Source organism: Flavobacterium davisii, assembly GCF_019565505.1.
GTDB classification, from domain to species: Bacteria; Bacteroidota; Bacteroidia; order Flavobacteriales; family Flavobacteriaceae; genus Flavobacterium; species Flavobacterium davisii.
This window is the reverse complement of record NZ_CP067378.1, coordinates 281,109-299,731: the sequence shown is the minus strand read 5'-3', so window position 1 is coordinate 299,731 and position 18,623 is coordinate 281,109. Positions and strand designations below refer to the sequence as shown.

At 34.3% G+C, this 18,623-nt stretch carries 10 protein-coding genes, 6 tRNA genes and 2 pseudogenes; 11 read left to right on the top strand and 7 right to left on the bottom strand.

Features of this window, described 5'->3' with window-relative positions:
- Window positions 1-76 precede the first annotated feature (76 nt).
- Window positions 77-262 carry an XRE family transcriptional regulator gene (locus JJC05_RS01530; RefSeq protein WP_235819818.1) on the bottom strand — a complete coding sequence of 62 codons (186 nt, stop codon included), beginning with the start codon at window positions 260-262 and terminating at the stop codon, window positions 77-79.
- 294 nt (window positions 263-556) lie between these two features.
- Between JJC05_RS01530 and JJC05_RS01520 the strand changes: the two genes are divergently transcribed.
- Entirely contained in the window at window positions 557-1,102 is a 546-nt protein-coding gene (locus JJC05_RS01520; protein WP_235878029.1) for a S24 family peptidase, read from the top strand.
- A 1,317-nt stretch (window positions 1,103-2,419) separates the two neighbouring features.
- On the opposite strand, the gene JJC05_RS01515 is transcribed toward JJC05_RS01520, so the two are convergent.
- The 6 genes from JJC05_RS01515 to JJC05_RS01490 all read right to left on the bottom strand — a co-directional run bounded on the left by JJC05_RS01515 (window position 2,420) and on the right by JJC05_RS01490 (window position 3,022).
- Window positions 2,420-2,493, bottom strand: a tRNA-Arg gene (locus JJC05_RS01515).
- A 28-nt stretch (window positions 2,494-2,521) separates the two neighbouring features.
- A tRNA-Pro gene (locus JJC05_RS01510) sits at window positions 2,522-2,596 on the bottom strand.
- A 16-nt stretch (window positions 2,597-2,612) separates the two neighbouring features.
- Window positions 2,613-2,696: transfer RNA gene (locus JJC05_RS01505), tRNA-Ser, on the bottom strand.
- A 48-nt stretch (window positions 2,697-2,744) separates the two neighbouring features.
- Window positions 2,745-2,818: transfer RNA gene (locus tag JJC05_RS01500), tRNA-Arg, on the bottom strand.
- A 28-nt stretch (window positions 2,819-2,846) separates the two neighbouring features.
- Window positions 2,847-2,922, bottom strand: a tRNA-Pro gene (locus JJC05_RS01495).
- Window positions 2,923-2,938: 16 nt separating this feature from the next.
- Window positions 2,939-3,022: transfer RNA gene (locus JJC05_RS01490), tRNA-Ser, on the bottom strand.
- Window positions 3,023-3,388: 366 nt separating this feature from the next.
- On the opposite strand from JJC05_RS01490, the gene JJC05_RS01485 reads away from it, so the two are divergent.
- The 10 genes and pseudogenes from JJC05_RS01485 (at window position 3,389) to JJC05_RS01440 (ending at window position 16,491) form a co-directional block, all read left to right on the top strand.
- Window positions 3,389-4,567 (top strand): acetyl-CoA C-acyltransferase, encoded by a 1,179-nt coding sequence (locus JJC05_RS01485; RefSeq protein WP_164849138.1) that lies wholly within the window; start codon window positions 3,389-3,391, stop codon window positions 4,565-4,567.
- 81 nt (window positions 4,568-4,648) lie between these two features.
- Window positions 4,649-5,409: pseudogene (locus JJC05_RS01480) on the top strand (C40 family peptidase).
- An 85-nt stretch (window positions 5,410-5,494) separates the two neighbouring features.
- The gene (mnmE, locus tag JJC05_RS01475; RefSeq protein ID WP_127823140.1) at window positions 5,495-6,892 is read left to right on the top strand and encodes a tRNA uridine-5-carboxymethylaminomethyl(34) synthesis GTPase MnmE; all 1,398 of its coding nucleotides are present in this window, start codon (window positions 5,495-5,497) and stop codon (window positions 6,890-6,892) included.
- A gap of 465 nt (window positions 6,893-7,357) precedes the next feature.
- Window positions 7,358-8,899, top strand: a pseudogene (locus tag JJC05_RS01470) (type I restriction-modification system subunit M); the annotation flags it as partial.
- Entirely contained in the window at window positions 8,873-9,178 is a 306-nt protein-coding gene (locus JJC05_RS01465; RefSeq protein ID WP_258929744.1) for a GIY-YIG nuclease family protein, read from the top strand. The pseudogene JJC05_RS01470 and the gene JJC05_RS01465, both read left to right, overlap by 27 nt.
- A 5-nt stretch (window positions 9,179-9,183) precedes the next feature.
- Window positions 9,184-10,167: a RhuM family protein gene (rhuM, locus tag JJC05_RS01460; protein WP_235878027.1), complete on the top strand. Its 984-nt coding sequence runs from the start codon at window positions 9,184-9,186 to the stop codon at window positions 10,165-10,167.
- Window positions 10,164-11,414, top strand: a complete 1,251-nt coding sequence (locus JJC05_RS01455; protein ID WP_235878025.1) for a restriction endonuclease subunit S — start codon at window positions 10,164-10,166, stop codon at window positions 11,412-11,414. The genes rhuM and JJC05_RS01455 overlap by 4 nt, the downstream gene beginning before the upstream one ends.
- 69 nt (window positions 11,415-11,483) lie before the next feature.
- A complete protein-coding gene (locus tag JJC05_RS01450) occupies window positions 11,484-12,017 on the top strand; it encodes a transposase (RefSeq protein WP_235878024.1) in 534 nt (177 codons plus the stop codon).
- A gap of 138 nt (window positions 12,018-12,155) precedes the next feature.
- On the top strand, window positions 12,156-15,260 hold the full coding sequence (locus JJC05_RS01445) for a type I restriction endonuclease subunit R (RefSeq protein WP_235878022.1): 3,105 nt from the start codon (window positions 12,156-12,158) through the stop codon (window positions 15,258-15,260).
- A gap of 292 nt (window positions 15,261-15,552) precedes the next feature.
- Window positions 15,553-16,491 (top strand): DUF4268 domain-containing protein, encoded by a 939-nt coding sequence (locus tag JJC05_RS01440; RefSeq protein ID WP_235878021.1) that lies wholly within the window; start codon window positions 15,553-15,555, stop codon window positions 16,489-16,491.
- Window positions 16,492-18,623: the final 2,132 nt, after the last annotated feature.

Genomic DNA, 18,623 nt, shown 5'->3' with positions numbered 1-18,623 from the left:
TTTCTTTAGTTGATAGTCGTACACGATGCGACTTTCAAACTTCACCGCTTTACTAAGCAGTTTTCGAAATAGGGTTCTAAGTGTTTTCATTTTGTATTTGTTTTTCTAGTTCTTGTTTGATTTTTAAACCTTTTCCACGTATAGGAGTTCTGATGCCTCTAGCTATTTGTCCTACATATATTACAGTGGTATCGAATTGCTTGGCTATCTTTTGATAGGGGGTTGCGACCCTATGATTGATTTTTTGTGCTAATGTTTCCATATTTTGTATACTTTTGCTTTTTAAATACAATGCAAATATATACGCATTTTGAGTTTAAAACAAATAAAAAACAATAAATATACGCATTTTGAGTAATAAAATAGATAAAGTATTCATTTTGAATAGTTTAAAAAACCACATGTCTTTTAAAAAGATATAGATTTTGCAAATTTTCTAGGAATAAAGCCTACAACACTGTCATCTTGGTATTCAAGAAACACTTTTGATATAGAATTATTATACGCAAAATGCAATGATGTAAGTGCCGATTGGCTCATTTCTGGTAAAGGTGAAATGTTGAAAACAAAAAATATAAAAAACCTCATTAAAAAAAACGATGAGGAAAACAATGAGGAAATTAACAAAAAACCAAATGTGCAAAAAACCTCTACAAATGAGGAAACGATTCCAGCGATAAAAATGACTAATTCGCAAAAAGGGATTCCGTTGTTACCTTTTGATGCCTTTGCTGGATTAGGGGATTCAAGCGTACAGGGCGTTGATTTTGATACGATAGAAGACCGCTACGTAGTTCCTTTGTTTGATGGCATAACCATTGATTTTATGATACCTGTACGAGGTTCAAGTATGTATCCTAAATATAACAGTGGTGATGTGGTAGCGTGTAGATTAGTTAATGAACTGTTATTCGTGCAGTGGAACAAAGTACATGTTATAGATAGTGTTAGCCAAGGGGTTATAATGAAACGCCTACTTAAAAGCGACAAGCCTGATAGCGTTGTTTGTAAGAGTGATAATAAAGACTATGGGGAGTTTACAGTTCCAATGTCAGACATCAGAAGCATCGCCTTGGTGGTTGGAGTTATCCGTTTGGAGTAAACAAGTCCTTGAAATGTAGATTTTTTAACTACGTTTTAAGGAAATAGGCTTTTTTTTGCGCATCTGCTTTTAAAAAATCTACTTTTTAACTACAGGTTTACAAAAGTGCTGTTTTAGTGTATATATAAGGTATTCCCTTTTTTGGTTTGGATTGATGCGAGTATTCATGGTTTAATGAAGCTTTAAACCAACCTGAATGCGCCTTTTTTAGGTTTTATTAAAGCTTGCTTTCATTTTTTCTTTAAATAGTTAAACCAAAATGAAAGCAAATGAATGTTTTTTAGGGGTTAAGTCTTTATATTTGGTTTTAATAATTATAACAGATAAATATATTACCCTAGGAATGTCTAGAGCTAATGGTTTTGTAGAAAAGAAGATTTTAAAATGCTTAACTTGGTGGTTGGGTTCGTATTTTTTTCTTCTATTCTTTTAACAAAAGATAAACTATTAAACTAAACTCAGGCATTCCTTTTTTATTTTCCTTTTCAGTTCATTATATTCTCTTTAAAAGAGGCAATCTCAGATTCTGTATTAGACTTCGTTGTAAAACAAAATTTTTTAATAAAATCAAATGCTCACGGAAAATTTTAAAAGATGAAATAATTAGCTATTTTGATGAATAAAATTTGAATACGTGCTTGAATTGGAAGAAAAATAAAGTGGAATAGATTTACTTCGTCTATTCGCTACGCTCGGGTCTAATGCGTAATTCTATCTAACTTAGCTAAAATTATTATATACGAGATAACACGATGTTTGATCATTGATTGTCTCAAGGACTTCCAAATGGAAGCCTTTTTACATTTCAGCCAAAATTTAAGAGGGGATAAATTCACCATTTTTTTGCATAGGCTTCGCTGACAAGTACAAGTCAGCTCTCATTTGTCAAAGAACAATACTTTCTTGAAATCTGGGTTAAATAGATTTCTAATGCGCAATTCTATCTAACTTAGCTAAAATTATTCTATACAAGATAACATGGTGTTCTATCATTAATTGTCTTAAAGGTCTTCCAAATGGAAGCCTTTTTATATTTCAGCCAAAATTGGGGAGGGGATAAATTCACCATTTTATAGATAGACTTCGCTCGCAAGTACAAGTTAGTTCTCATTTGTCAAAGAACAATACTTTCTTGCAATCTGGGTTTAAGGTAATTTGATTGAGGGTTAAATACACTTTTTAGGTTCAAAAGTCCTATTTATTTAGGGTAAATTTTTAAGATATGACCTAGATTAAAATAGGATAGGAGTGAATAAAAAAATGCACAAATCATCATATAAGATTTTTGTGCATTTTTGTCATATAAAGGAAACTCTGTGATCCAATCAGGATTCGAACCTGAGACCTACTGCTTAGAAGGCAGTTGCTCTATCCAGCTGAGCTATTGGACCTTTTAGATATAATCTAAACTTTTCTTTGTCGGGGTGGCAGGATTCGAACCTGCGACCTCCCGGTCCCAAACCAGGCGCGATAACCGGGCTACGCTACACCCCGAAAAGTTCAATAAAAGCGGAGAGACAGGGATTCGAACCCCGGCATCGGTTACCCGATGACAGATTAGCAATCTGCTCCGTTACCACTCCGGCACCTCTCCTTTATTGTTTAATATTTTATTGAACGTTAACTCTTTAAGTTATTTTTGTGATCCAATCAGGATTCGAACCTGAGACCTACTGCTTAGAAGGCAGTTGCTCTATCCAGCTGAGCTATTGGACCTTTTAGATATAATCTAAACTTTTCTTTGTCGGGGTGGCAGGATTCGAACCTGCGACCTCCCGGTCCCAAACCAGGGCGCGATAACCGGGCTACGCTACACCCCGAAAAGTTTAATAAAAGCGGAGAGACAGGGATTCGAACCCCGGCATCGGTTACCCGATGACAGATTAGCAATCTGCTCCGTTACCACTCCGGCACCTCTCCAGTCTTTACTTACAAGAACTTTATTTCGTTTTGCGGTTGCAAAGATATAATAAGATTATGTTTTTACAAGTATTTATTTGTTTTTTTTTCAAAAAAAATAAGGACTCTTTTGTTTTAAAACATAACATCTTAAGCATGAAATATTTAGATCTGTTAAATAATATTAATAAACTTTTTATTTTATACCCTCAATACAAAATAAGATAAAAAAGCTAAATCAAAAAAAAGGATGATAAAAGAAATTAAAATCAGATTGAGATAAAACAAAAAATTACACTCAACTTCTTATACGAATTATCATTAAAAGAGTTTATTTTTTCTATTTTAAATTAGTATTTTCGCACAAACTAATTTAGAAAATCATTCATAATGAAAAAAGTAGTTATAGTATCAGCTGCCCGTACACCAATAGGAAGTTTCATGGGAGCTTTATCAACGGTTACAGCTCCTCAATTAGGTGCTGTTGCTATTAAAGGTGCTTTAAATAAGATAAATTTAGATCCAGCCTTAGTAAATGAGGTGTATATGGGAAATGTTATTCAAGCAGGAGTAGGACAAGCACCTGCTAGACAAGCAGCATTGTTTGCAGGACTTACAAACGAAGTACCTTGTACTACTGTAAACAAAGTATGTGCATCCGGAATGAAAGCCGTTATGATGGGAGCTCAGGCTATAATGTGTGGCGATGCTGATATTATTGTAGCGGGTGGTATGGAAAATATGTCCCTTATTCCTCATTATGTACACATGCGTAATGGTGTAAAATTTGGGCCTACCACATTCGTAGACGGTATGCAAAAAGATGGATTAACAGACGCTTACGATAATAATGCTATGGGAGTATGTGCCGATTTGTGCGCAACAGAACATAATATTACGCGTGAAGAGCAAGACAACTTTGCTATTCAATCCTACCAAAGATCAGCTTCCGCTTGGGAGGCAGGAAAATTTGATAACGAAATTGTTCCCGTTACAATTCCTCAAAGAAAAGGAGACCCCATTGTTGTTTCTAAAGACGAAGAATATACAAATGTAAAACTAGATAAAATTCCAGCATTAAACCCTGTATTTACAAAAGAAGGGACTGTTACAGCCGCAAACGCTTCAACAATTAATGACGGAGCAGCTGCATTAGTCTTAATGAGCGAAGAAAAAGCAAATGAATTAGGATTAAAACCATTAGCCTATATTAAAGGATATGCTGATGCCGCACAAGAACCCAAATGGTTTACAACAGCACCAGCTAAAGCTCTACCATTAGCCCTAGCTAAAGCCAATGTTTCCTTAGATCAAGTAGATTTCTTTGAATTTAACGAAGCATTTTCAGTAGTAGGATTAGCTAATGCAAAAATATTAGGTCTAGCTAATGAAAAAGTAAATATAAATGGAGGCGCCGTTTCCTTAGGTCATCCTCTAGGATGTTCAGGAGCAAGAATTATCGTTACGCTCTTAAACGTATTAGAGCAAAATAATGCAAAGATAGGAGCAGCAGCCATTTGTAACGGTGGAGGAGGAGCCTCTGCTATTGTAATAGAAAAAATCTAATAATAAAATCGGATGAGTTATAAGTTTTCCTTTATACTATAAAGATTACTTATAACTCATAATTTAAATAAAACATATACAATGTTTGGTATTTGTAATTTAGCTAATATTCCTTTACGTTTTGAACCAAGTGATCGCAGTGAACTCGTTTCACAAATCTTATTTGGTGAGCATTTTCAAATTATAGAACAAAACACCAAATGGTCTAAAATAAAATTAGCCTTTGATAACTATGAAGGCTGGATAGACAACAAACAGTTCAAAACGTTAGATGCTGAGCAATTTGATGCGCTTAATCATTCCGATTTGTTATTTAATGGCGATTTGATCGAATATGTTACCTCTACAGACAATCTATTAATACCCATTCCTCTTGGTGCCTCTTTAAGTTTTTTATCTATACCCACTATAAATACAGAAAATTATCATTTTGAAGGGTTAAAAGTAACAGGACAAAAACAAAAAACCGAAATTATTAATACAGCCTTTATGTATTTGCACAGCCCTTATTTGTGGGGAGGAAGAACTCCTTTTGGAATAGATTGTTCGGGATTTACCCAAATGGTATATAAACTAAATGGGTATAAATTACTTAGAGACGCTTCGCAACAAGCCAATCAAGGCGATCCTCTCAGTTTTATAGAAGAAAGTGAACCCGGTGATTTAGCCTTTTTGATAACGAAGAAGGAACAATTATTCATGTAGGAATTATAATGGAAAACAATTACATTATTCATGCCAGCGGAAAAGTAAGAATAGACCGTTTAGATCATTTAGGAATATACAATGCCGAATTAAACAAACATACCCATAAATTAAGAGTAATTAAAAAAATTATCTAAAGCATCCTTTTTAATAGATTATGAGCATTCATTTAATCTTAAAAAATATAATTAACTTTGTAGCCAAATTTTTTTAAGATTATTCATGAATCAAGAAACCATTGTAGCACTTGCCACTCCATCAGGAGCAGGAGCTATCGCTATAATCCGTATTTCGGGTAAGGATGCCATTGTTAGCGCACAAAGTGTTTTTAAATCAATTAAAAACAAAGAGCTAACAAAACAAAAAACGCATACACTACACTTAGGACATATTATAGATGGAGATAAAATAATAGATCAAGTACTCCTTTCCCTTTTTAAAGGACCTAACTCTTATACAGGGGAAGATACCGTTGAAATTTCCTGCCACGGTTCTACATTCATACAACAACAAATCATCCAGTTATTACTCCGCAAAGGCTGTCGTATGGCACAAGCAGGCGAATTTACGTTGCGGTCTTTCCTTAACGGAAAAATGGACCTATCGCAAGCCGAAGCGGTTGCCGACTTAATTGCCTCAGACAATGAAGCCAGTCACCAAATTGCTATGCAACAAATGCGCGGTGGATTTAGCAATGAATTAGCCAAACTTCGTGAAGAACTCTTAAACTTCGCCTCCTTAATAGAACTCGAACTTGACTTTGCCGAAGAAGATGTTGAATTTGCCGACAGAAGTCAGTTTGTCGATTTATTAAATCGTATCGAATTTGTTTTAAAACGCTTAATCGACTCGTTTGCTGTAGGAAACGTGATTAAAAACGGAATACCAGTAGCCATTGTAGGCGAACCTAATGTGGGCAAATCGACCTTGTTAAATGCCTTGCTAAATGAAGAACGCGCTATCGTAAGTGATATTGCAGGTACAACCCGTGATACCATTGAGGATGAACTAGTTATTAACGGCATTGGCTTCCGTTTTATTGATACGGCAGGTATTCGTGAAACCAAAGATGTGGTAGAAAGCATTGGGATCCAAAAAACATTTGAAAAAATCGAACAAGCACAAGTCGTAATTTATTTGTTTGATGGTTCCAAGTTTAAAGTTTCAAGTTCACAACTTATCCTTGAAATAGAACAAATTAAAAACAAATACCCTCAAAAACCGTTAATCGTATTAATAAATAAAAAAGATGTTTTAACATTAGAAGAAATTTCAACCTTAAACCTTAAACTTGAAACTTTAAACTTGAAACAAATTCTAATCTCTGCAAAACAGAATATTGGTATCGAAGAATTAAAAAACACCCTATTATCCTTTGTAAACACAGGAGCCCTGCGTAATAATGAAACAATTATCACCAATACAAGACATTACGACTCATTACTTAAAGCATTAGAAGAAATTCAAAAAGTACAATGGGGCATGCAACAAGGACTCTCTTCGGACCTTATGGCAATTGATATACGCCAAGCATTGTATTATTTTGGAGAAATTACTGGAGAGGTTACTAACGATGAGTTGTTAGGCAATATCTTTGCGAATTTCTGTATCGGGAAGTAACACCCCATAAAACACACAAATAACAATCTAAAGTCCTTGATTAAGGGCTTTTTTAATACCCCATCTTTCGCATAGTACAACTTGCTTGAATTTGAAAAAAGGAAGTGGAATAGATTTACTTCGTCTATTCGCTACGCTCGGGTCTAATGCGGAATTGGGGTTTATTTAAGTAATTTCAAAACAAAAAAAAGATTACCCCATACTATCCAGTCGAGTACCTTTCTTTTTCTACAAACAAAAAACAGAGAGAACTAATAACAACAAATTAGAAGACAACTCTTTTTACTATAATTTCTGGTTTTCCCCAATAATTTTATTTTCTCTTTGTTTACTTTAGTACCATTATATTGATATTTTTGCACAGAGTATCAATCAAAATTTATAAAACTAAAAGTCGCTAATAAATCATTTTTTATTTAAAAAGACTGATTTTAGACTTAAGCAAATAGGTATTTAAATTAAAATATGACAAGCACCATTCAAAAACAAGAATTACAAAATAATATATGGAAAATTGCCAACCCGGTACGTGGTGCCGTTGATGGGTGGGATTTTAAACAATTCGTTCTAGGTGCATTATTCTATCGCTTCATTAGTGAAAACTTTAAAAATTACATAGAAGCGGGTGATGAAAGTATTCACTACGCCAACTTATCAGACAGCGTTATTACGCCCGAAATTAAAGAAGATGCCATTAAAACCAAAGGCTATTTTATATATCCCAGTCAGCTTTTTGAAAATATGGCTAAAACAGCCCATACAAACACCAATCTGAATACCGACTTAAAAGCTATTTTTGATGCGATTGAAAGTTCGGCCAATGGCTATCCTTCAGAAAAAGACATTAAAGGATTGTTTGCCGATTTTGACACCACGAGTACCCGTTTAGGAAATACCGTTGAAAACAAAAACACCCGTTTAGCTGCCGTTATAAAAGGCGTAGAGGAATTAAACTTCGGAAATTTTGAAGACAATCAAATTGACCTTTTTGGTGATGCTTATGAGTTTTTAATTTCCAACTATGCTGCAAATGCAGGTAAATCAGGTGGTGAATTTTTTACCCCGCAAACGGTATCAAAACTGATTGCGCAACTGGCCATGCACAAGCAAACCACGGTGAATAAAATTTACGACCCAGCTGCCGGTTCTGGTTCGTTATTGTTACAAGCTAAAAAACATTTTGATAGCCATATTATAGAAGAGGGTTTCTTCGGACAGGAAATCAATCATACGACCTATAACCTAGCGCGTATGAATATGTTTTTGCATAACATTAACTACGATAAGTTCAACATTGCTTTAGGGAATACTTTGTTAGATCCTCATTTTGGAGACGACAAACCTTTTGATGCCATTGTATCTAATCCACCTTACTCAGTAAATTGGATTGGTGCTGATGACCCTACCTTGATAAACGACGACCGTTTTGCACCGGCAGGGGTTTTGGCTCCTAAATCAAAAGCCGATTTTGCCTTTGTGTTGCATTGCTTAAGTTATTTATCAAGCAAAGGACGAGCGGCATTGGTTTGTTTCCCCTGGTATCTTTTACCGTGGCGGTGCCGAACAAAAAATTAGAAAATATTTAGTAGATAACAATTTTGTTGAATCTGTAATTGCTTTAGCACCCAACCTTTTTATGGGACTTCTATAGCAGTTAATATTTTAGTTTTAGCCAAAAATAAAACCGAAACCAAAACCCAATTTATAGATGCTACGGGTGAAGATTTCTTTAAGAAAGTAACCAATAATAATGAGCTGACTAACGAACATATTGATAAAATTATGGATATGTTTGATAGCAAAGCCGAAGTACCTCATATTGCTACTACTATCGACAATGCTAAAATTGCGGAAAACGACTATAACTTATCAGTGAGTTCGTATGTAGAAGCCAAAGATAATCGGGAGAAAATAGATATTAAACAGCTAAATGCCGAAATCAACAAAACGGTAGCCAAAATAAATACGCTACGTACTGATATTGATGCCATAATAAACGAGATTGACCCGCCTGCCGGCAGGCAGGAGCATGAGTTATATTATACTTATGTTTTACTTTGTAATGATGGGTCATATTATAAAGGCTTTACTAAAAATCTTGACCAACGTTATCAACAACATTTGAGTGGAAATGGTGCAGAACATACAAAAAAGCATAAACCAGTAAAATTAGTTTACTACGAAACTTTTAATACCGAAAGACAAGCTATTGAAAGGGAAAAGTACTTTAAAACGGGATCTGGTCGAGAATGGCTTGCATCAAAAATTAAATCACTTGAAGCGTAAACGATATGAGCGAAATAATATTATATACAACAGATGATGGACAAACTAAAATTAATGTCCAACTTGAAGATGAAACCGTTTGGTTAACCATCGATCAAATGACAGAATTATTCAATAAAAGTCGGTCTACAATCAATGAGCATATCATTAATATTTATACTGAAAATGAACTAATTGAATCAGAAACGATGAGAAAAATCGGAATTTCCGATTTTTCTACCAAACCAACAAACTTTTACAATTTAGACGTCATTATTTCAGTTGGTTACCGTGTGAAATCTGTGCAAGGCACTCGCTTTCGTCAATGGGCTACCCAACGATTAAAAGAATATATCGTGAAAGGTTTTACAATGGACGATGATAGATTGAAAAATTTGGGTGGTGGTAATTACTGGAAAGAACTTTTAGACCGCATTCGTGATATTCGTTCTAGCGAGAAGGTTATGTATAGGCAAGTATTAGATTTATATGCCACAGCTACCGATTACGACCCAAAAAGCGACGAAAGCATCCAATTTTTCAAAATCGTGCAGAACAAGTTGCATTACGCTGCACACGGTAAAACAGCCAGCGAAATAATTTATATGCGTGTAGATAGTGATAAACCTTTTGCAGGGCTTACTACATTTAAAGGCAATGAACCAACTCAAGCAGAAGCCTTGATTGCTAAAAATTTCTTAGAAGAAAAAGAATTGAAAGTACTCAATAATTTAGTAGCTGCTTATTTTGATTTAGCTGAATTGAACGCTATTGAAGAAAAAGAAATGCGGATGGTAGATTACATCAGAGAGTTAGACAACATCTTATCATCTACTGGTAGAAAAGTATTAGATAGCGCAGGTACAATCTCACACAACCAAGCGCATGACAAAGCAGTTCAGGAATACAAAAAATACAAAGCCAAAACGCTAAGTTCGGTTGAAAAAGACTATTTAAAAACGCTTGCTGCCTTAGAGAAAACAGCTAAAAAACAAAGCCGTAAAAAATGAGTTTTTTAGATAAATTATTAGAGGGTGTTGAAGTGGAATGGAAAACACTGGGGGAAGTTTGTGATTTTCAAAATGGTTTTGCATTCCAAAGCAGTTTATTTAAAGAGTCAGGACTACCAATAGTAAGAATAACTAATATAAACGGATCAAATGTTGAATTAAAAGATGTAAAATATTTTGATGCAACAGATTACCGTTCAGGAAATCCTTTAAATTATTATATCGAACATGGAGATGTTTTAATTGCTATGTCAGGAGCTACGACTGGAAAAATTGGTTATTATAATTTGGATGAAAAAGCTTATCTAAACCAACGTGTAGGTAAATTCATTCCTAATAAAGAAATTCTTAATAATCGTTTTCTTTATCATTTCCTTTTAACAAAATCAGAATTTTTATATGTTCTTGCTGGAGGAGGTGCTCAACCAAATTTAAGTTCGAATAGTTTAAAAGAAAAACTCTTAGTTCCTATCCCTTGCCCAGATAATCCAAAAAAATCCCTCGAAATTCAACAAAAAATAGTTGGAATTCTCGATAAGTTTACAGAGCTTACAGCAGAGCTTACAGCAGAGCTTACAGCACGAAAACAGCAGTATAGTTATTATCGTGAGCAGTTGTTTAGTTTTGATGAAAACGAAGTGAAACATTTACCAATGGATAATGAAAGTATTGGAGAGTTTCAAAGAGGTAAACGATTTGTAAAAACAGATTTAATTGCTGAAGGTGTTCCTGTCATTCATTATGGAGAAATGTACACCCATTACGGTACTTGGGCAGAAAAAACTATCTCGTTTGTAAGTGAAGAATTAGTTAAAAGTAAAAATTTACGTGTTGCTCAAAATGGGGAAGTAGTAATTGTTGCTGCAGGAGAAACGATAGAGGATATTGGTAAGGGGACAGCTTGGTTAGGTGATGAAGGTGTAGTTATTCATGATGCTTGTTTCTCTTATAAAACTAAATTAAATCCCAAGTTTGTTGCATATTTTACACGTACTAAACAATTCCATGACCAAATAAAAAAACATATATCTTCTGGTAAAATTTCTGCCATCAATGCAAAAGGTTTAGGTAAAGCAATAATTCCAGTTCCTTCACCAGAAGAACAAGCTCGCATCGTTTCCATACTCGATAAATTTGATACGCTAACGACTTCCATCAGCGAAGGTTTACCAAAAGAGATAGAATTGAGACAAAAACAATATGAATATTATAGGGATATGTTGTTGACGTTTGACAAAAAAATATAGGGGCGAATTGCAATTCGCCCCGACAAAAATTAAAATATTTGCAATTCGCCCCGACAAAAATTAAAAAATATGCCATACAATCCACAAAAACACCACCGCCAATCTATCCGGTTAAAAGGATACGATTATGCGCAGGCTGGATTGTATTTTATAACGCTTTGCTGTCAGGATAGAGCATCCTTATTTGGGCATATTGAAAATGGCAAAATGATTTTAAATTCATTTGGAGAAATTGCCTTGGCAGAATGGTATCATACAGAGCAGGTTCGTGATAATTGCGTGATTCATGAATCGGTAGTAATGCCCAATCACATGCACGGCATTATAGAAATTACCCATAAAAAAGAAACAGAAGATGAAATAGGAAAATTTCAATCGCCATCTCAAACCATCGGCTCCATCATTAGAGGCTATAAAATAGCCACCATAAAAAAGATTAAGGATTTAATTCTAGAAAATAATATCGATAATAGCTCGGGCGAATCGAAATTCGCTCCAAATAAAGGCGAATTGGATTTCGCCTTGAATAAAGGAGAATTGCAATTCGCCCTGAGTACGGGCGAATTGCAATTCCCCCAACCACCGCCCCGACGGCGGAAATAATTAAATCTTTAAATTTTAAAATCTGGCAACGCAATTATTGGGAGCATATCATCCGCAACGAAAACGCTTACCATCGTATTTCTAATTATATTATAAACAACCCACAAAAATGGGAAAACGATAAACTAAAAAAACAAAATGGCAAACTATAAAACTATCGCCGAATCCAACAATTTTATTGTTTTAGATAAATACACCAAATATTCAAAGGTTAATGAGGCACCAACAGCCTACCAATCCGAATCCGCTTTAGAACGTGAGTTCATCCAAGATTTAATCAATCAAGGGTATGAAAATGCTATCGATATTAAATCTATCGATACCATGTTAGCAAATGTACGTGTACAACTGCAAGCATTGAACAACATGACGTTTACCAATAGCGAATGGACACGTTTTGTAGAAGAATATCTCGATAAACCAAGTGATAACCTAGTAGATAAAACAAGAAAAATACACGATAATTATGTACACGATTTTGTGTTTGACGATGGGCATATCCAAAACATCTATTTAGTAGATAAAAGGAACATCACCCGCAATAAAGTGCAAGTCATTTCTCAATTCGAACAAAAAGGCACACATACTAACCGCTACGATGTAACCATTTTAGTAAACGGGTTGCCTTTGGTACATGTCGAACTAAAAAAACGAGGGGTGGCCATTCGTGAAGCCTTCAATCAGGTACACCGTTACTCAAAAGAAAGTTTTAATACCACCAATTCCCTTTTTAAATACATACAACTATTTGTTATTTCCAACGGTACCGATACCCGCTATTTTGCCAATACCACACAACGCAACAAAAACAGTTTCGACTTTACTATGAACTGGGCAAAAGCCGATAACGCTTTAATTACCGACTTAAAAGATTTTACAGTTACCTTCTTTCAAAAAAACACCCTTTTGAATGTATTGTTAACTTATTCGGTTTTTGATACAAGCGATACCTTGTTAATCATGCGTCCTTACCAAATAGCCGCTACCGAACGAATGTTATGGAAAATAGAAAGTGCTTATAACGCTAAAAATTGGTCTAATGTGGAAAGCGGAGGATATATTTGGCATACCACAGGTTCTGGTAAAACCCTAACCAGTTTTAAAGCCGCACGTTTAGCTACCCAACTGGATTTTATAGACAAAGTATTCTTTGTGGTCGATCGGAAAGATTTAGACTTTCAAACCATAAGAGAATACCAACGCTTTTCGCCTGATAGTGTAAATGGTTCTGATAGTACGGCAGGTTTAAAACGCAACATAGAAAAAGACGACAATAAGATTATTGTAACCACCATACAAAAGTTAAATAACTTAATGAAAACCGAAAGTGATTTGGCTATTTATCAAAAACAAGTAGTGTTTATTTTTGATGAAGCCCATCGCTCTCAATTTGGCGAAGCCCAAAAAAACCTAAATAAAAAATTTAAAAAATTCTACCAATTTGGATTTACAGGAACGCCTATTTTTCCGCAAAACGCTCTAGGTGCCGAAACTACCGCAAGTGTTTTTGGTCGTGAGTTGCATTCTTATGTCATTACAGATGCTATAAGAGATGACAAGGTTCTAAAATTCAAAGTAGATTATAACAATGTTCGCCCGCAATTTAAAAATATCGAAGCAGAACAAGACGAAAAAAAATTAACTGCAGCCGAAAACAACACCGCTTTGCTACACCCGAAGCGTATTAAAGAAATTTCGCAATACATTTTACAAAATTTCAGACAAAAAACGCACAGAACCAAAGGAGGCAACGCTGGATTTAACGCCATGTTTGCTGTAAGTAGTGTGGATGCGGCAAAATGTTATTACGAAGAATTAAACAACCTACAAAAAGAAAGCGAAAAACCGCTTAAAATAGCCACTATCTTTTCCTTTGCAGCCAATGAAGAGCAAAGTGCTATTGGTGAAATTTTAGATGAAACGTTTGAGCCAACAGCCTTGGATTTAAGTGCAAAAGAGTTTTTAACAAGGGCAATTCATGATTACAATGCCATGTTTAAAATGAATTTTAACATTGAAAGTGGCTTCCATGATTATTATCGTGACTTGGCAAAACGCGTAAAAAGTAAAGAAATTGACTTGATAATAGTTGTCGGAATGTTTCTTACCGGTTTTGATGCCCCAACCTTGAATACCTTGTTTATAGATAAGAATTTGCGCTACCACGGGTTGATGCAAGCCTTTTCACGTACCAATAGAATTTACGATGCAACCAAAACTTTTGGAAATATTGTAACCTTCCGCGATTTAGAACAAGCCACTATTGATGCTATTACCTTATTTGGCGATAAAAACACCAAAAACGTAGTACTTGAAAAAAGCTACAAAGAATATTTAGAAGGCTTTACCGATATTGTTACAGGGAAAGCACGTAGAGGATATAAGGATGTCGTGCATGAGTTAAATGAAAGATTTCCAAATCCAGAGGAAATCGTTACCGAAAAAGACAAAAAAGAGTTTGTAAAGCTTTTTGGGGAATACTTACGCGTAGAGAATATTTTACAGAATTACGATGAATTTACACATCTAAAAGCTTTACAACATATTGATACAAAGGATGCTGAAGCCATCGAAGCTTTTAAGGAAACCTACTTTGTAACGGATGAAGATATAGCCGTTATGCAAGAAATAAGTGTATTATCAGAAAGAACCGTTCAGGATTATCGTTCTACCTATAATGACATTCGTGATTGGTTACGTCGTGAGAAAAACGGTAGAGAAGCAGAAGAATCTAAAATGGATTGGGATGATGTAGTATTTGAAATTGATTTATTAAAATCACAAGAAATCAACCTTGATTATATTTTGGAATTGATTTTTGAACACAACAAAAAAAACAAAGATAAAGCAACGTTAATAGAAGAAGTGCGCCGTGTGATTCGGGCTAGTATTGGCAATAGAGCAAAAGAAAGTTTAGTTGTTGATTTTATTAACGAAACGGAATTAGACGCTATTGAAGAAAAAGCAAATATTATCGATTCATTTTTTAAGTATGCCCAACAAAAACAAAAAATAGCAATAAGGGAATTAATTGAAGAGGAAAATTTAAATGAAGAAGCTACAAAAAGATATATCAAAGCTTCATTAAAACGAGAATACGCCAGTGAAAACGGTACAGAACTCAATGCTATTTTGCCTAAAATGAGTCCGTTAAATCCTCAGTATTTGACCAAAAAACAAAGTGTGTTTCAAAAAATAAGTGCATTTGTGGAGAAGTTTAAAGAGGTAGGAGGTGAGATATAATATATAAATAAAAAAGGAAAGATGATTTTTTTGGATTTTCAGGAGCTCCCTTGTTTGTGTGTGAAACGAAGTTCTGCGAAGCTAATCCATTCGCGTTCGTTTAGTCAGTTTACAGCAAGATTATAAATATTATTTAAAAAATACCCCAATGTAAATCCAAAAGCTTTGGACATAAAACCAAAAAGGGAAGAAGAAAAATGGTGGAAATAGATTACCAAAGTGTAAAAATTATAAAACAAGTATAAAAGAAAAAAAACTATAAGCTAACATTTAACTAGAAGCGACTTAAAAAATGAAACTAGGACGATTAGAAAAAATAGACTTACGTAGCTACTGGAAAAAAGAAGCTACTGATTTTACTCCTTGGTTAGCAAAACCTGAGAATATTCAGTTATTGGGTGAAACTATTGGTGTTGAATTAGAACTACAAGGACAAGAAGAAAAAGTAGGCCCGTTTAGTGCAGATATATTATGTAAAGACACTCTCAATGATCATTATGTTTTGATTGAAAATCAATTAGAACGCACAGATCATACCCATTTAGGGCAGTTGCTAACCTATGCCGCAGGACTCGATGCGGTAACAATTATTTGGATTGCACAAAAATTTACGGAGGAACATAGAGCGGCATTAGATTGGTTAAATAGAGTAACCGATGAAACGATTAATTTTTTTGGAATTGAAATAGAGTTATACAAAATAGGGGATTCATTACCTGCTCCTAATTTTAAATTAGTTTCAAATCCTAACGATTGGACTAAACAAGTTAAAAAATCAGCATCTAGCCAAAACGTGACTGAAATAAAATTGTTACAGCAAGAATATTGGCAAAGTTTAAAAAACTATATGGAAGAAAACCGCAGTTTTGTTAAAATGCAAAATCCGTTAATGCAACATTGGACGAATATTGCTGTTGGTCGTAGTTATTTTAACATATCTCCTACGGTTAATTCTAGAGATAATTCTATCAATATTTGGCTTTATATTAATGGTGATAAAGCAAAGGAAAACTTTGATAAATTGCATTCTAGCTATTACGAAAAATCTTTATTAGAAATACACCCTGATATTATTTGGGAAAAACTAGAAGGTAAAAAATCTAGTGTCGTGATTTTAAAAACTTCTGGAGATTTTACTGATAGAAATGATTGGACTAATCAATTCAAATGGTTTAAAGAATATATTGAAAAATATTCTACTTTTTTTAGACCTAAAATTGCAAAACTGTAATTTTTTAATAAAGGATTAAGAAACCCCGGATCGAGCGCGAACAAGGACATTAAGTTAAACCTCTCGTTTCATCCCGACGCAAGGAGAAATCACATAAAGTAAACAACACAGCAGGCTCAAAAATTGAATTAGATTATGCGACTCCTCCTTGCGTCGGAGTGACAAACAGAACGGTGATTTATTCAAGAAAATTTTCATAATCTTGTCATTTCGACACAAGGAGAAATCACATAAAGTAAACAACACAGCAGGCTCAAAAATTGAATTAGATTAAGCGACTCCTCCTTGCGTCGGAGTGACAAACAGAACGGTGATTTATTCAAGAAATTTTTCATAATCTTGTCATTTCGACATAAGGAGAAATCACATAAAGTAAACAACACAGCAGGCTCAAAAATTGAATTAGATTAAGCGACTCCTCCTTGCGTCGGAGTGACAAACAGAACGGTGATTTATTCAAGAAAATTTTCATAATCTTGTCATTTCGACATAAGGAGAAATCACATAAAGTAAACAACACAGCACGCTCAAAAATTGAATTAGATTAAGCGACTCCTCCTTACGTCGGAGTGACAAACAGAAGGGTGATTTATTCAAGAAAATTTTCATAATCTTGTCATTTCGACATAAGGAGAAATCACATAAAGTAAACAACACAGCAGGCTCAAAAATTGAATTAGATAATGCGACTCCTCCTTGTGTCGGAGTGACAAACAGAAGGGTGATTTATTCAAGAAAATTTTCATAATCTTGTCATTTCGACATAAGGAGAAATCACCGCTCGTGCGCGAATCCTTTCGCGTTCGTTTGTCAGTAATGAAATATCTAAGAGAAGCTGAAATCAAATATTCAACAAAGTGAAACGAATTTAGCTAGACAGATAAAAAATTAAAAAAGAAACTATCCCATAAAATGTGTAAGTCAAAAAATAAAGGCTCAGATTGAATGTCTGAGCTTTTTTCATATAACCACTCATTTTAAACAGATTATTAGACTGTTTTAGATTCTTTTAGATTCTTTTAGATTCTAATTATACCTTCTGAGGTTCTAATTAATCCCTTTTAGGTTCTAATTAATCCCTCTTAGATTATAATTATACCTTCTGAGGTTCTAATTAATCCCTTTTAGATTCTAATTATACCTTCTGAGGTTCTAATTAATCCCTTTTAGGTTCTAATTAATCCCTCTTAGATTCTAATTATACCTTCTGAGGTTCTAATTAATCCCTTTTAGATTCTAATTATACCTTCTGAGATTATAATTAATCCCTTTTAGATTATAATTATACCTTCTGAGATTCTAATTATACCTTCTGAGGTTCTAATTAATACCTTTTAGGTTCTAATTAATCCCTTTTAGATTATAATTAATCCCTTTTAGATTATAATTAATCTCTTTTAGATTATAATTAATCTCTTTTAGATTATAATTATACCTTCTGAGGTTCTAATTAATCCCTTTTAGGTTATAATTATACCTTCTGAGGTTCTAATAATACCATTTTAGTTTTGAAATTACCTAAACCAAAACTCACTACAGAATATACGAATCAAGAGATATTACACGATATTATTACAGTAAATTTGAACCTTAAATGATATTACTTCGTCTATTCGCTACGCTCGGGTCTAATGCGTAATCTGGGTTTAAAAATAGTACCTCTACAAAAACAACAAAAATGAGTGTTCGTTCTCGATGCGCTTCGCACTCAGTGTCATTAAGTTAAGTCTCTCGTTTCATCCCGACGGAAGGAGAAATCACATAAAGTAAACAACACAGCACGCTCAAAAATTGAATTAGATTAAGCGACTCCTCCTTGCGTCGGAGTGACAAACAGAACGGTGATTTATTCAAGAAAATTTTCATAATCTTGTCATTTCGACATAAGGAGAAATCACATAAAGTAAACAACACAGCACGCTCAAAAATTGAATTAGATAATGCGACTCCTCCTTGCGTCGGAGTGATAAACAGAACGGTGATTTATTCAAGAAAATTTTCATAATCTTGTCATTTCGACGTAAGGAGAAATCACATAAAGTAAACAACACAGCAGGCTCAAAAATTGAATTAGATTATGCGACTCCTCCTTGCGTCGGAGTGACAAAAAGAAGGGTGATTTATTCAAGAAA

Coding starts and splice junctions, on each gene's coding strand:
- JJC05_RS01450 (WP_235878024.1), top strand. CDS start 11,484: ATGCCATACAATCCACAAAAACACCACCGCCAATCTATCCGGTTAAAA.
- JJC05_RS01445 (WP_235878022.1), top strand. CDS start 12,156: ATGGCAAACTATAAAACTATCGCCGAATCCAACAATTTTATTGTTTTA.
- mnmE (WP_127823140.1), top strand. CDS start 5,495: ATGAATCAAGAAACCATTGTAGCACTTGCCACTCCATCAGGAGCAGGA.
- JJC05_RS01520 (WP_235878029.1), top strand. CDS start 557: ATGTTGAAAACAAAAAATATAAAAAACCTCATTAAAAAAAACGATGAG.
- JJC05_RS01455 (WP_235878025.1), top strand. CDS start 10,164: ATGAGTTTTTTAGATAAATTATTAGAGGGTGTTGAAGTGGAATGGAAA.
- rhuM (WP_235878027.1), top strand. CDS start 9,184: ATGAGCGAAATAATATTATATACAACAGATGATGGACAAACTAAAATT.
- JJC05_RS01530 (WP_235819818.1), bottom strand. CDS start 262: ATGGAAACATTAGCACAAAAAATCAATCATAGGGTCGCAACCCCCTAT.
- JJC05_RS01440 (WP_235878021.1), top strand. CDS start 15,553: ATGAAACTAGGACGATTAGAAAAAATAGACTTACGTAGCTACTGGAAA.